The 15,828-nt window shown below is 37.2% G+C and carries 11 protein-coding genes and 1 CRISPR repeat array; of the genes, 1 reads left to right on the plus strand and 10 read right to left on the minus strand.

What is annotated here, in order from left to right:
* Window positions 1–4: 4 nt before the first annotated feature.
* The 5 genes from cas8c to JOC83_RS08665 form a co-directional block, all read right to left on the minus strand.
* A complete protein-coding gene (gene cas8c, locus JOC83_RS08645; protein WP_205186283.1) occupies window positions 5–1,891 on the minus strand; it encodes a type I-C CRISPR-associated protein Cas8c/Csd1 in 1,887 nt (628 codons plus the stop codon).
* Window positions 1,888–2,607 (minus strand): type I-C CRISPR-associated protein Cas5c, encoded by a 720-nt coding sequence (gene cas5c, locus JOC83_RS08650; protein WP_205186285.1) that lies wholly within the window; start codon window positions 2,605–2,607, stop codon window positions 1,888–1,890. Before cas5c ends, cas8c begins: the two co-directional genes overlap by 4 nt.
* Window positions 2,608–2,924: 317 nt before the next feature.
* Window positions 2,925–4,401: a CRISPR direct-repeat array (repeat unit 32 nt; unit sequence ATTTCAATCCACGCACTCATATAGAGTGCGAC).
* A 249-nt stretch (window positions 4,402–4,650) separates the two neighbouring features.
* Window positions 4,651–7,077, minus strand: a complete 2,427-nt coding sequence (cas3, locus tag JOC83_RS08655; protein WP_205186287.1) for a CRISPR-associated helicase Cas3' — start codon at window positions 7,075–7,077, stop codon at window positions 4,651–4,653.
* 417 nt (window positions 7,078–7,494) lie between these two features.
* Window positions 7,495–8,649 (minus strand): S8 family peptidase, encoded by a 1,155-nt coding sequence (locus JOC83_RS08660; protein WP_338038891.1) that lies wholly within the window; start codon window positions 8,647–8,649, stop codon window positions 7,495–7,497.
* A 166-nt stretch (window positions 8,650–8,815) separates the two neighbouring features.
* On the minus strand, window positions 8,816–9,823 hold the full coding sequence (locus tag JOC83_RS08665; RefSeq protein ID WP_205186289.1) for a Gfo/Idh/MocA family protein: 1,008 nt from the start codon (window positions 9,821–9,823) through the stop codon (window positions 8,816–8,818).
* Between the two features lie 273 nt (window positions 9,824–10,096).
* Between JOC83_RS08665 and JOC83_RS08670 the strand changes: the two genes are divergently transcribed.
* A complete protein-coding gene (locus JOC83_RS08670) occupies window positions 10,097–11,182 on the plus strand; it encodes a GGDEF domain-containing protein (protein WP_205186298.1) in 1,086 nt (361 codons plus the stop codon).
* Window positions 11,183–11,214: 32 nt separating this feature from the next.
* Here JOC83_RS08670 and JOC83_RS08675 read toward each other — a convergent pair whose 3' ends face one another.
* The 5 genes from JOC83_RS08675 to JOC83_RS08695 form a co-directional block, all read right to left on the minus strand.
* Window positions 11,215–12,933 (minus strand): sensor domain-containing protein, encoded by a 1,719-nt coding sequence (locus tag JOC83_RS08675; protein WP_205186300.1) that lies wholly within the window; start codon window positions 12,931–12,933, stop codon window positions 11,215–11,217.
* 351 nt (window positions 12,934–13,284) lie between these two features.
* Complete coding sequence (locus JOC83_RS08680) at window positions 13,285–13,764, minus strand: hypothetical protein (protein ID WP_205186302.1); 480 nt, start codon at window positions 13,762–13,764, stop codon at window positions 13,285–13,287.
* Window positions 13,765–13,966: 202 nt separating this feature from the next.
* Complete coding sequence (locus tag JOC83_RS08685) at window positions 13,967–14,368, minus strand: aminoglycoside phosphotransferase family protein (RefSeq protein ID WP_472924484.1); 402 nt, start codon at window positions 14,366–14,368, stop codon at window positions 13,967–13,969.
* 265 nt (window positions 14,369–14,633) lie between these two features.
* A complete protein-coding gene (locus JOC83_RS08690) occupies window positions 14,634–15,281 on the minus strand; it encodes an SDR family oxidoreductase (RefSeq protein WP_205186304.1) in 648 nt (215 codons plus the stop codon).
* Between the two features lie 50 nt (window positions 15,282–15,331).
* Window positions 15,332–15,766 (minus strand): MarR family winged helix-turn-helix transcriptional regulator, encoded by a 435-nt coding sequence (locus JOC83_RS08695; protein ID WP_205186305.1) that lies wholly within the window; start codon window positions 15,764–15,766, stop codon window positions 15,332–15,334.
* Window positions 15,767–15,828 lie beyond the last annotated feature (62 nt).

A 15,828-nucleotide genomic window follows, 5' to 3' on the forward strand; every position in this document is an offset into this window, starting at 1 on the left:
CTCCTTAGTTTGTTACTGCTTTCGTTTCTTCATCTTTTACTTTTTTTTGATAAAGATCATGACGCTGACTATAAAAACCTAGCAAGTACTTGCCAGATAATGATTTATTATTAAAATCATCAAATTGGATTTGAGACGCTACTTCATCAATTAAACTCGATAAATAAAGAGATTTTGCCCCTAATTTTGCTTGATATGGTTGCAAAGCGTCTTGGATGGTTTTCCACGTTCTAGCAGGGTGTTTAGAAAACGAGTTCATATAGCGAATTGCATTTGTTGCTCTTGTTTCTTCTTTTCCAAGGGCCTGTCTTTCAAGTACATCTGCAATGGCCAGTAATCGACCAAACAAATAGTCCCGATTATGATTATTTCTGTCTAGTGACACTTCATATCCCTCCTCTTTGTTAACTAGCGCACATGTCACACTTATCGTTTTTTCCCATTCCCATCTTTCCATTGAAACTGGATTTGAAGCACGTTGAATTGCACTTCTTACGATATCTACTGGAATTTTTTTATCATCGATGATACAAGGCAAAATACGTTCAACCAAACCTTTTACGATTTTTTCGTTCACTTTTGTTCCATAAGCGGCTAATGCAATATCTTTAGGCGATGGTGCTCCGATAAACTCAATGTACTGATTGTTTTCATCTTTTCGATAGCGATGATGCCAAATGCACGAAGAATACCATGATTTTAATCGATTTAAATATAACTCTTTATTCATATAACGATAATAAAGAACAGCCATTCTCCCAGTTGTCGCCGAATCCAATATGAGAATGTTTACATCTGCTTTCCCGCCCATTGTTAAGTCATTTCTATATCCATCTAATGCCTTTGCAACTTCTCTAGCAAACTCTTTGTTAGTAAACCCCTCTTTTTTAATCGTAGAAACATTCATTGCAAATGGGTCATCTAAAGGGTCTGGAACAGCCTCACTATTATTCTGCCAAACAAGAAAGACACGTTGATCCATTACCTTACCTTGATGCTGAATAAGCCACTTTAACGCGTTATGCGCTTTCTGTGAAACGTCATAACCAATACTTGCGACTTCTTCACTATGGTGAAATCTTCCTCTAAATGTGAAACCACTTGTATCGTTTGCTGAGATTAATTTCGCTTTATCTCCAGCATGTCTAATTTTATTTGCATGTCTGTCTGTACTAGGTACGTGTTTTCCTGTGACAAAGCATAAATCACTTTCACCTAACCTTTCACGATAGTACTGAATAAATGATTCATACATCTGTTGATCTGACCAAACATTCTTTAAAATTTTCATTGGAGAATGTACATTAAAGCGAATGAAAGCACTAGATTGATCACCGGGAATGACTGAAAAAATAGCAGGCTTTTGTTCATACAAAGAGTCATATTTAGGCTGCCATTTCTCAATAAGCTCACCATTTTCATCTAAGCCTAATATGCGTTCCTCAAGTAGATCTCTTACTAATCTTTTTTTGTTCAAATACGAATAAATGCTTTTTACTTTATTAGTAGCATATGGAGAATTAGCCCAATCACTTAAATTTTTTATGTAATAAGAAAAAGGCTCTTCTTTTTTTATCTTTCCTCCATACGCAATAAAATCACCAGCTACGTAATTCAACTTGTCGTGCAGTGGATACGGCGCAATTTTAGAACCAGCTCGACTCGATGACCCTTCTGTACAAGGAATTAGTGTGTTCCCATCGCTTTTATCAATAACAAAAGCTGAATGAAATTCCCCTTCTTCGGTTATATTCACTTGAATATGAGCAGTTTGAGTGGTATGAGCAATCGGTAACAATGTATATTCTTGTCCATTCCGCTTCTTATTAACTTTCCCCACGTGTTCAATGTTTGCTTCATAGGTCTCATAAAGATTTAACAGCCAACTCATTGATTCATCTCCATTTCTATATGAAGAGATGTCTGATCTACTGATTCTACATTTGTAAAGTCAAAATGCTTTGCCGTCATACCCATAATCTTTCTAACTTGCGTGCATTGATCAGGGCGAATAAACTCAATGACACCATCTCTCATTGTTGGATTCCACAAGCGGACTTCCATTTCATCACGACCGGTTTCATCAGGATAATTAATACCATGGACCATTGTTCCTAAGTGAAGATCTCCGTAATCATCATAAAAGCCTTTACCTTCTCCAAATACACATGGTTCCACGTATCCTTGGCACTCTCTTGCCCCTAAAAAGATGTCCCTTCTTCCTCCTGCTTTCAGAGAACGCTTTAGGATGTTGTGATGCTTATGTTCGTTTCGATCAAATGACATCTCAGGTCGATGCGGATTAAAGATAAAATGAGCTTTCACTTGATAATGTACATCCTTCAAGTATGTATAGTTAGCAAGTGTATTTCCTCCACCATAGTCAATTGGACGAATTCCTTTTGATTCCATCCTAATTGGCTTTATAACACGTATTGCATCCACAACCATTAATAATGTTGGTTTCCAGTATATGCTCTCCACAATCCCTTTTAACGCTTGGTAAGTGGGGACATGATAGGAATACTTTTCCCCTCCCATCTTTGTAAGTGGATCCGTAAACAAAGCATAATTACCAAACAATTCAAATTCTATTGAGTTTCTCATAGTTTCCTCCTCTCTTAAAATATGAAAATATTACCATATAATAGTAACATTTAACTGCTTTTATTGTAAATATTTTCTAATAATATATTATATGAACTTTTTGTTAACTTTAAGAGTGTGGTATAATTAAGCGTCACTTTAAAAGTGCGGATTGAAAAATATAATATATGATTAAGTAAGACACAAAAGACACCCTACCATCGTTTATATTAAGGATGGTAGGGTGTCTTTTGTCCATGCTGTTTTTGTATAGATTGTTATTTTTAGAATTTAGAGTGCGACTGCCGATGAAATTCAAGTTGGCTTAGCGCGTACTGATTTCAATCCACGCACTCATATAGAGTGCGACCAAAGCGGTCATTGAGAAAGAAAAACTTGGCTATATTTCAATCCACGCACTCATATAGAGTGCGACATAAAGAAACCTAACATAACATTACTGTCAAACAAATTTCAATCCACGCACTCATATAGAGTGCGACTCGTCCCTTGTGACGATGATACAAGGCATGTTATATTTCAATCCACGCACTCATATAGAGTGCGACAGACGCGCTTGTGTTACGTAAAGCGGTTGCGGAATTTCAATCCACGCACTCATATAGAGTGCGACCTGCGCTAAGCGTCCTCAAAACAAATGTTTTGAGGATTTCAATCCACGCACTCATATAGAGTGCGACCTCATTATTTTTCCAAGGAATGAAAGCAAGATGATAATTTCAATCCACGCACTCATATAGAGTGCGACCGCTTCTATTGCGCAAGGCGTTAAATACTTCGCTATTTCAATCCACGCACTCATATAGAGTGCGACTTGAAGCACAACAAATGATGTTAAATCGTATAATTTCAATCCACGCACTCATATAGAGTGCGACTTTTGAAAAAGAAATCAATAACAATTCACAATTAATTTCAATCCACGCACTCATATAGAGTGCGACGGATGTTGTTGATTTTACAACAGATGATGAGTCAATTTCAATCCACGCACTCATATAGAGTGCGACTTACTCAACGTCTTACAGTGGTTACGAGGTGACTATTTCAATCCACGCACTCATATAGAGTGCGACTTGCGCTTTATTTAAACTGGGACAAAGTCAAAGCATTTCAATCCACGCACTCATATAGAGTGCGACTTTCGCGTTAAATGTCTGTCCAACCGCTTTCTCATTTCAATCCACGCACTCATATAGAGTGCGACAGGCGACATAGTGGCGAAGAAGGATTTCCACGAATTTCAATCCACGCACTCATATAGAGTGCGACTTACAAGCATTTTCATAATAAGCGGGGACAGTTATTTCAATCCACGCACTCATATAGAGTGCGACGTCCCTAAGTTGCCGCTAATGTCTGAAAGGACCATTTCAATCCACGCACTCATATAGAGTGCGACAGGAATGATTAAAACAAAGCGGGTGAGCATGAAAATTTCAATCCACGCACTCATATAGAGTGCGACTAGCGGGCAACAACTTAGTTTTAAAACCGTAGGTATTTCAATCCACGCACTCATATAGAGTGCGACACCTTCCATTGTGCGCTTCTTGGTGTCGTTTAATTTCAATCCACGCACTCATATAGAGTGCGACTTTCTTGCTCGACCTCTAGTTTAACCGCTTCTTTATTTCAATCCACGCACTCATATAGAGTGCGACCAACGCCCTGTATTTTAAATCAAAAGAGGATAAATTTCAATCCACGCACTCATATAGAGTGCGACCTTCGAGTTTCAGCGCTTCTTCTTTGCTTGTGTATTTCAATCCACGCACTCATATAGAGTGCGACAGCGATTTTCAGTTAAAAACGGCTACTAATTACACATTTCCAACTAAATGCCCGCTATTTTCTTTACAAAAATAAAGAACAGAATACTTAAATTAGAATTATTCGGCAAACTTCTACAAATGATGAGGTGCGAATGCTCCTACGAAATCATGTGCACTTCACATCCGCACCATCTCCTTGATAGCGATTCCTTTTCACCGGTACATTATTTCCTTATGAACTATAGGAAATAGGTTTTAACGCCATCAATTAAAATATGTTCAACTCCATCAAGCTGTCATTTTCTAAATTAAGTCCATATTCTTCACTATAAGCCCCTTCCTTTAAGACAAAAATATGTCCATCCAAGTAGCTTACAATCCCGTCTTGTTGAGATAAGTGTTGTAGTTCATGTTGATAAATATTAATGGTAAATTGCTGAGCTGTTTTTAATAATCTTGAAAGTTCTTCAATCGTTCCTTTACCATTTAATTCAGCGATAATTTGTTTCCCTTCTCCGTAAGGAACAATTACCGATGTTGTATAATCTGGGATTACCTCAAAATGATTAGCTGCTGTTTTATAACTATTAGCTAAAAATAGTGGTAATTGCTTCCCTTCTTTTTGATAGAATGCTTTGTGGTAACTATAGTTGTGCTTCGTTTCTGTTAAAAGTTCCACCATTGTTTTTTCAAGTGTTGAAATAGAATAGTCTAAACTAGATTCGAATGCAGTATAGTATCGTTTAAAGTAGAACTCCATTGCTTGTCTTGATAAAATGTGTCCCCCATGAAGTTCTTTATCTCGTTTTAGGTCTAACAGAATTGTTTTAGCTATTTGCTTTCCTTGTTTTATTTCCTTCAAACGAGATAAATTTTCTTCTTCATGATCTATCACATAAACATGTCCAGTATCCTTTTCACCATGACGATTACAGCGTCCTGCTGCTTGAGCGATAGAATCTAGTCCTGCCAAAGAACGAATGACACAATCAAAACTTATATCAACTCCAGCCTCAATTAATTGAGTACTCACACAAATAACAGGCTGCCCTTTCTTTAGGTCATTTCGTACTTTATCTAAGATTATATGTCGATGAGCGGCACACATAGACGTACTAAGATGGTAAATAGCAATTCCCATATTCTTTTCTTGTAACTTTTTATATAAATTCTTAACTACTGATTTTGTATTCAATATGACTAAAATACTCCTGCACTTTTTCATTGTTGTATCAATAAAATCAATTAGTTCATTATTATTAAACGTTTCATTTGTGGCACGATCAACTATTTCTACACGTTTAAACGATTCAATGACTGTGTCTACATTGCTAATAATTTCTTGGTCTGGCTCTATTTCTAATCTATGTTCAACAAAATCTAAGGCTGGCTGAGTAGCTGTACATAGAATCATGCTAGATTTTCCATATGCATGTAAAAAATTCAACGCATCATTAAAAAGAGAAACGCACGAGATAGGGACTTTTTGAACCTCATCAAAAATAATGATAGACTCACTTAAGTTATGAAGTCTTCTCGTATTGCGATTTCCTTTTGCATAAAACACATTTAAAAACTGGACCATCGTAGTCAAAATAATTGGCGCATCCCAATTATCTTTCGCATGCTTTAGCTTTTGGCTCATATTCATGACACCATCTAGACCCTCATCATCTTTTTCGCTATCATGTATAACATTGGAATGATGTTCTAAGATATTGTAGTCGTCCATCAACACACTTCTGATTTCTTTTGCATTTTGTTCAATGATTGTTGTATAAGGTACTACATAGATAATTCGCTTTTTTTGATAAAGAGACGCATGCTTAAGTGCGTACCTTAAACTAGCTAATGTTTTGCCACCACCTGTTGGAATAGACAATGTGTAAATACCAGAGGGCTTTTGGGCGAATTGATCACATTGATTTGACATATCAGCTCGTAACTGATTGATTATAGTGTCAGCCTTGAACGAATTCATCTTGTTCATTAAGCGCTCATAATATTGATCAAACAGCTGTTTATGCTCTAATTTTGGATCATTCTCTTTATTTTCTTCAAATAACCTTGTATTTGTTCGATCTGCATCAATTAGCGTACTAAAAATAAACTTCGATAAAAACATTATTTTTTTTTCGTCATGACTAGATGGTTGCTTCATTAAAAATGTATCTAATTCAGCTGCTGCTTGATCTATGTATCGTTGAAATTCTTCCTCTGCCATTACATGAGAATAAAACTGATCGATAATCATCTCAAATGTATCTAATTCTTTTGCCTGCTTATCCCGAACTCGATGTAAATAGTTTGATTCCAAATCTGGGCTTAAAAAATCTTGCAAATATGAATGATGAGAAATAATAGCGTTCCCTACAATTTCTGCAATCAAAGCTTTACTCTTATTATAAGGTGGCTTACTATGAAACAATTGATATAATAATCTTCCACCAGCTGTTGAATGATCAACACTTCCTCTTTTAGGTGCACTAGTTGGATTAGTAACTGCTTCAGTTATGTAGTCTCGAAACTCAACGGTATACTTCCCTAAATCATGTAGCATTCCTGCTAATCCAGTTAAATGCTTAACTCCTAACTTTTCGCCATATGCTTCCGCTAACTCTTTAACTCCTAGTAGGTGTTCTTCAACTGTTTGAATTTGTCTATCACTTTCACGTATGTGTGCAATATAATTCACAAACCTCACAACCCCTTTTTACTACAATAAGCTTTTTGTCAATCTACGCACTCACATAGAGTGCGACGGCGATTTTTGATGATACGTTTTAGGTTAACTTCATTCCGTCTCACTTTCATCTTCTGAGTTTAGCCCATACTTTTCGCTGCAAGCATGTTTTTACATAGATAAATAGGAAACTTCAATTATTACTTTTTTCCAAGTTGATAGAAATCTATATACCAAAAATATACATTTATTCCCGAAAATAAACAACTATGTAAGCAAGAATTGTTGTCGTTTTTATGAATTGTACATGCTACTTTTGACTAGGTATTTTTAAAAGTTAGATAGAGGATTCTAAACAAAAAGTGCGCTTCTCATTTTCTATAGAAGCGCACTATCTATTTATTCACTTACCTTGACTGTTGCATTAAACTATGACTTCACAGCTCGATTCGCATTCACACGTCCATATCGCCAGCTTGTCCCGGTTCCCAAAATAGGGTCTGCTGTGTTGCGGATAATGTCACGAATTTGGATGTTTGTTTTTCCTTGAGAAGCAAGTAGTGCTGCAATGCCTGCTACATGGGGTGCTGCCATGGAGGTGCCGCTTAAATAACCATAGGAGCTAGATAGATAGGTTGATAGAATATCTGTCCCAGGCGCAGCCACATCCACCCACGTGCCAAAGTTTGAAAAAGTAGAACGTCGATCATTTGTGTCCGTAGAAGCAACGGCAATGACATTTGCATAATAAGCAGGATAGTTTGGTACGTTTACCCCACTATTTCCAGCTGCTCCAATTAACACCGCTCCCTTACTCCAAGCATAATTGACTGCATTTTGTAATGTGGTTGACCCTTGCGTCGATCCTAAACTTAGGTTAATAACCTTTGCACCTTGATTCGCTGCATAAATAATTCCTTCAGCGACTGCACTCAAGGTTCCATTGCCATCACTACCGAGTACACGAACAGGCAAAATAGAAGCAAGAGGTGCAACACCCGCCATTCCTACTCGATTATTCGTTGCTCCAGCTGCGATTCCCGCTACGTGCGTTCCATGTCCATTTTGGTCATTTGGGGTGGAATCATTTTCAACAAAATCATAGCCTTTGATCATTTTTGCTGATAAATCAGGGTGGTTGAGTTGAACACCACTGTCAATAATGGCTATTTTCACACTTGAACGACTTTTAGATACATCCCATGCCTCCGCTGCTTGGATACGTTGTAAGCCGTATTGATACGATAAATAAGGATCATTTGGTGTATAAAATGCCGAATAAATGTAATTCGGTTCAATGTAATCAACTTGATCGAGATTCTGATAACTCTTTACCATCTTTTTGATGTCTCCATCAAACTCGATTACATGAAAACCAACCTCTTCATTCTCTTTCATGACGGTACAACACATTTGAGTATGAATGTTATTCATTTCCTCCGTCGTTGTACCCTCTACAAATTTTACAATGGCTTGGTTTTTCACCATGTTTTCATCAGGTTTCGAACGCCAAGGCTTATACCTATTAATCCAAAGGGAAATAAAGAAAAGAGTAGCCAATGCCACTCCTAGCCAAAAAAACATAAACGTCCTCCTCATATTTAGATACCATTTCGTCAATGGCTCCCTTTACAATATGCGAAGGACGTTTGTATCGCTTGTACAGTTGTCTTACCATTTTAAAAATAGATTGGACAGATTTCTTATTTTAGCTGACTAGAATGATCTCATACATGCAGAAGCTAATGTTTTACCTTTTTTCTTTTATGTCCTTCAGTATCACTCGTCTTCCCTCACTATGAGAAATGGCCGCTGCTTCGTTAATAAGTGTTAAGTTACGCGCATCTTCCTTTGTAATAGTGGATGAAACTCCTTCTTCAATGGCCTGTACCCACTGTTCCATAGGGGTTAGCAATTGGGTTGGTAGCTCGGTCGGTGTTAACCATTCTCCCTGCTTCCCTATTTTCAAGCGAATATCACGGTCTTCAATTAATAATGTTCCTTCTGTTCCGTATAACTCTAATTGAAACGGACTGCCACTTGATAAAAAGCCAGTTTCTAACGTTCCTAGAGCACCAGATTCATATTGAACAAGCACCACTGCATTATCATCGACTTCATCATTAAGTGTTGGTTGAAGATACGCCATAACACTAGATGCTTCTCCAGCTAAGCGATTCGTGAGGTATATTGGGTGCGCACCTAAGTCAATAAGGGCCCCTCCTCCACATTGTTCACGATTAAAAAAGTGCTTCGGCAACCAACCATGTGCACTTTCCTCGGTTGGAACAGCGCCATTATGAGCAACACGACAGCGGATCGTTGTCAGCCTTCCAAGTACACCTTGATTCACTATATCTTGTGCATATACATAATAGTCTTCCGTTAATCGCGGCAGAGAAATCATAAACTGTACGTCTGCCTCTTCTATCGCTGCAAAAATATCGTCACAGTCTTGAACCGTAAACGCTAACACTTTTTCAGTAAAAATATGTTTGCCATGCTTTGCGCACGCAATGATGATTTCTTTATGTAAATTTGTTGGTGTATCAACGATAACCGCATCAATCTCAGGATTGGTTAAAACCTTTTGTAAATCTGCTTCAAATGGAACACCCAGCTCGTCTGCCCATTCTTTCCCTCGTTTTACATCTTCATCCCATACTAGTTTAATAGATAAATGTTTATGCTCATTTGCCTCGCGTGCATAGTCAACCGCATGCACATGCCATTTACTTAACATTGCAACATGAATCAAGTTGTTTCACTCCTTTTTAATAAACCATAATTCTTCCATTTTATCACAAGTTAAAAGCTCTGCCTATTTTAATTGAACACGCTTTCAGGTGTAATAAATCTCTCCAAATCAACCATAAACCACACAATCATTGGTTAAATTTATTGTATTTTGTTAACGAATACATCGTTTGTGGAAATTTTTCAAAGAAAGATGAATATGATTATAGCAATAAGCTTGTTAGTTCATTCTTACTAATAACTTTATCCAATATTAAGACTAAGGGGCCATCAAATGGAATTTGCCAAGGATTTTTTTGTAAACATATGTATTTTGACCTCCTATTTATTTGTATACACCATTCTCACTAAACAGTCTCCTTTATACCGTGACTCCCCTCTTAAAGTTAAAATCATGGCAGGAGCGTCTCATGGATTCTTAGGCAACATGCTTATGTACTTTTCGATCCACATTAACGATATGATGATGATTGATCTTAGAAATATCCCTATTATCGTATCATTTATTTTTGGCGGATGGGTTCCTGGGTTGGTTAGTACATTATTGGTAATAGGAGGACGGTTTCTTTACGGCATTAATCAGTATGCCATCCATTCGATTTTCAATATGTCAACGATGTTCCTTTTGTATGTTGTGTTGGATCGATGCATAGCAAGACGATCTTTTAAGTTGATTAGCATGTGCTTGGGATCGGTCTTTGTTTTTTCCATTTATTTTGTTTTTTTTATTCAACATACCGATTTATCAAGGAGTATCCTACCGATTTACATCATCGCATCCTTTTTGGGTTGTCTATTAGCCTATTCTGTAAAGTGGTATTTGCGTCACACACAAAACCTGTTCAAACGTTATAATCAAGAATTGAGGACAGATCATCTTACACAGTTAGGAAATGTGCGCTTTTTTGATCAAAAGTTCAACCAGTTAACGGAGGACATAGTCGATTTATTAACTTTGTCCGTCATTATGTTAGACATTGATCACTTTAAAAAAATCAATGATACATTCGGTCATGATAAAGGCGATGAAATTTTAAAGCAATTTGGCTACCAAATTAGAGGATTAACGAAGTCCTATGGGGAAGTAGCGTTCCGAAAAGGCGGAGAAGAATTCTGTATCCTGCTTCCAAACTTTACGTTTGAAGAGGCTTTACAACTTAGCGAAGATATCCGATGTGAAACGGAAAGAAGCCTGTCTGTTGTCGTCAACAGAAAACAAGCCGTTACAGTATCCATCGGAGTAGCTCATTATCCAGAAGTAACGGTGAAGCAATTATTAAAAACAGCAGATAACATGCTTTATCAAGCTAAGAGAAATGGGCGCAATCGCGTGGAGTATGAAAAGAAGGAACAAAAATAAAAAGGAGGAACTGTGTTCCGTCCTTTTTATTTTTATCGGTTGTCATAACTTCTAGGCTTTTGTAGTAACTGGAAGCATTCTTTTGCCGGCAGAGGCTTTGAATAATAGTATCCTTGAACATACGTACATTGTTGATGCCTAAGAATGTTCAATTGCTCAATTGTTTCCACACCTTCTGCCACTACGTTCAATTGAAATGCTTTCGCCAGAGCGAGTATGGAGGTAACAATTGATTGATTTTCAGCGTCTTTTTCTAAGTTTCGTACAAACTCCTGAGCAATCTTTAAGGTTTGAATTGGGAACTTTTTTAAATACAGAAGAGATGAAAATCCTGTGCCAAAATCATCAATAGATACGGTGATATGCATGCCTTTTACACTTTGCAACTTTTCCAGTACCTTCTCTGTATCTTGCAAGGCAAGGTTTTCAGTTATTTCAAGGTCAATGTATTGAGGATCGAACTGCGTTTCATCTACAATTTTTTTAATATCCTGAATGAAGTTCATTTTTTGGAAATGAATAGGTGAAAGATTAATACCAATCTTAATAGGTGGAATCCCTTGAGACTCCCACTCTTTCATTTGACGGCACGCTTCGTGTATGACCCATTTTTCCATTGAAATGATTTGTCCGGTTTCTTCTGCTATTGAGATAAACGCTCCAGGTGGCACCATACCTTTTGTGGGATGGTTCCATCGAATGAGCGCTTCCAAACCAACTACCTCTTGCGTAATGGTATTGATGAGAGGCTGATAGTAAAGCTCAAACTCTTTATTCTCCAATGCTTTATTCAATTCTCGTTCGGTTACAGCTTTTCGTAATGCTTCATGCTGCATATCAGCTGAAAAGAACATCCAGTTGGTTTTGCCATCTTTCTTCGCTTTATGAAGAGCCAAATTGGCGTTTCTCATTAAAACATCCTTGTCCATCCCATCACTTGGATAAATGGTTATGCCAATGGAACAGGATATTTGTACATCTGTACGATAAATGGAATATGGAAGCTGAATTTCGTTAACAATCCCCTCTGCCAGGCTACAAAGGAACTCTTCTGAGATAGAAGCAAAAACAATAACGGCAAATTCATCTCCACCGTGACGCAAGACAATATTTTTAGGACCTACATAGTGTACGAGGCGCTCTGACACTTTCTGAAGCAGGAGGTCGCCATATCGATGTCCAATGGAATCATTCACCCATTTGAACCGATTTAAATTTACGCACATAATTGCAAAAGGGCTACCTTCACCTTGCAGAATAATCTCGTCCAGTTTTTGTTCGTACCATCGTCGATTAGGCAAACCTGTTAAAAAATCATGATACGTTAAAAATTCGAGCTCCTGTTTAAGAATATCCATTTCTGTCTTATCACGAAAAACAAACAGGACAGCTGGCTCCTCTCCATATAAAATGTGTACAGAGTGCATTTCAACCGTTTTAATCTCTCCTGTTATGGTTATAAGCTTCATTTTTACTGGAGGATTGATGGTTCCAGGTTGTTGTGAAACAAGGCATGTCGTAAACAAAGAAATGTCATAAGAATCAAGATGAAGCAAAATCGAGCTCTCAATCGAGGCTCCTTTTTGTATAGAACCAAAAATGTGCTCACAAGCACGATTGCTAGCAATGATATCACCATTTGAATAAATAATGACAGGATCAGGGAGAAATTCTGTCAAAAGACGAAAACGTTTTTCACTATTCTCTAGAGCCATACTGCGTAGATTGTAATTCTTAGATTCTTTTCTCATAAAGTTAGATACCTCTTTCTCCTTCATCTACTTTATACGTATTGATTGACACATCAATCATTTTAGTAGGAAGAATAATCTACGATTCTGTTCGATACGAAAAGTTCATTTTTCTCCTTGTTTCATAACTATGCGAACTTGATGAGAATGTTGCACATCGTTCTAAGCGGCTGTACAACGGCTTATCTTTCTTCAATCATGTGAATCTGTCCTTGACTTTTACGTAATACAACATCTATCACTTCTGTAAAGGATGATGTAATACCTTTAAATTTACAAAATATGCCACGACAACACTTTTGCCATGGCACAGTTTTTAACTAAATCTATCTATATTAGTAAAAAGAATGATTAAAAATAATGACTGCCACCTTTATCGATTGCTTCTCTTCTGACATACTGCTGCTTTAAAGGAGGCTTTAGAGGGATTCTCCTCTCCATATGGAGCAAATGTGTTCTTCCATCCCATTCCACAATTAACTCTTCCATACTTAAAAGAGCGGTATCAGGTTTGTTCATTTGATCTTCTATCCATTGTTTCATTCTCATCATGATGCGAGTGTTAAAATCTTCAGTAGCTTTGTCTGTATAGTGTGTACTCGATTGAGGAAATAGTGAAAAGTGAATAGTGCGGTCTCGATGATACGTAACAGATGCAACGACCGTACCTTCCATTTTATTTTGAAAAGATTTTCGCTCAGACTCAAAGGTCCGATTTAAACCAAACAGCACATCTAATTGTTCAACATTAGCAAAAACAGACTTAAGAAGTTTTTTAGTAGTAGGATATCGCTCATTCTTATTTAACTTGCGAAAATGGGAAATTTTCATGTCGATACACTCCTTACTAGTCGTCAGTGTTATCAAGTATATGTCTATACACCTATAGAAAATGACTATTTTCGCTTCTTCTTTTACTTTTAGTGTGTAAAAATAACCTCCAAGCGTAACAAAAAGGAGATCCGTTACACTCCCCTCCTTCGTTATGCGCTTCGTGCCTTAGCCTTTCGTATACCTCTTTGGTACACTACGTTCAAATGGGTTGATCACCTTGAAGTGTAAACGAGCTTTTTTCATACTCACGTACATACCTTTGAAATTTTGTTCGCTGTCGTTCTCCCCAACTTTGAACAGAAGATGGGGCTTTTAGTTGATGAATCTTTTTGAGCACCCTACCCGCTTCCACTCCAATGTCATATTGTTTCTCATTTGTTAAGCGAGTGAACGTTTCCGATGCAGGCTCACCATCGATATACGTTACAACCATGAAGCATGTGTGGATGTCTTCTACAGCCTCAAACCATAAAGGCTGTTGTGCTGGAATGTGCTGTTTCTCTAACTCTTTTAATAACTCAAATTCTTGTTTTCTCTTTTTTAGATGCTGAATGTGGGAAGCGCGAAGAAACATCGTATCTTCGTTTTTGTGACCACGTATTTTTTATCGGGTGAATAGCCTTTGTTGATGGGTCGAATCGTTGAATAGCCTTGAAGAATAGGACGATGTGAAATGAATTCGTACATAAAAGCTCCTCTCGTTTTCTATAGATGAAGTGACTTGAATAATTTAGCATATCTATCCAATTCTTTTCAGTAAAACACATAAAAAAGATCACCTTCCTGTTGATGTCAAATTCAAAAAGAAGGTGAAAAAGTACGCTTGCTTCTTATATTTGTATATACAATCGATTGGTTAAAAATGTTTACTTCTCTTCAAAAACCACTTCTACCTCTTCACGCTTTTCGTACATGTCATAAAAAGCGTTGGCAATGTTATCTGGTGAGAAATATGTTCCTTCTTGTACAAATCCTTTAATTGTTAACGTTCCAACGTAGATGCCTTTTTCACTCAATTCTTGGTTTAAACTATAAGCCAAGTTACGAATGCCTGCTTTTCCAATAGCTAATGAAGCATAGTCAGCATACGGATAAAGCGCTAATCCGCCACCTGTTAATAAAATTGAACCATTTTCCATCGAAGGAAGTACTTCTTTCACACTTGTAAGAGCTCCGGCTACGCTCACCTTAAAATCTTCTAGTACTTGATCAACGCGTAACGTCGTTGGTTTGCCAGGATGTCCTGAAGCAGCGTTGTATAAAAGAACATCAATGCGACCAAATGTTTTCACAACTTGATGAATGGCTGCTTTTAATGACTCTTCCGACGAAACATCTCCTTGAAATCCTTTTACGTTCATTCCATCGTTTTTTAATTCTGCTTCATAGTTCTGTAGTGATTCTAAGTTGCGTGCAATTAATGCCACGTTAAAGCCTTCTTTTCCGAATTTCTTTGCTGTATATAAGCTAATTCCTGGACCAGCACCAATAATCAGTAATGTTTTGTTTATCATGATTCATTCCCCTTTTTTATTTGTATATGCAAATGAATGGGTAAAAAAAATTACAGCTCTTTCTCTAGTTTATTGCTTGCTTCATGAAGCATCTTGCTTAAATCTTTACTAAATTCTTTCCCTAATACATCTGAATAGCTGTTAAATAGCTCTTTTAGTGACACGCGAAATTGATTGTATACTTCCTCTCCTTCATCTGTTAAGGAAATATGCGTCTGTTTGCCATCCATTTTTCGTGTGACCAGCTTTAATTTCTCAAGCTTATCAATAAACCTTGTGCTCGTAGACGGTGCAATCGATAGCTTGTGACACAATTCTTTTTGTGTAATAGTAGGATGAAATTTCACAATCATAATCATGTAAAGATACGAAGGCGCCACGTTGCCAACATCAAAGGTTTGCTCAGCTAGTTTTGTGATGTTACGAGCAAAACGACTTGCCGTAAAGTAAAGACAATGAATTAATATTTGTTCTTCTTCATTCATGTAATCAACCCTCTTTTCATTTGCATATACAAGTTAACACGAACAACTCGTGAAGTCAACTG

It is taken from the genome of Priestia iocasae, from assembly GCF_016909075.1.
GTDB classification, from domain to species: Bacteria; Bacillota; Bacilli; order Bacillales; family Bacillaceae_H; genus Priestia; species Priestia iocasae.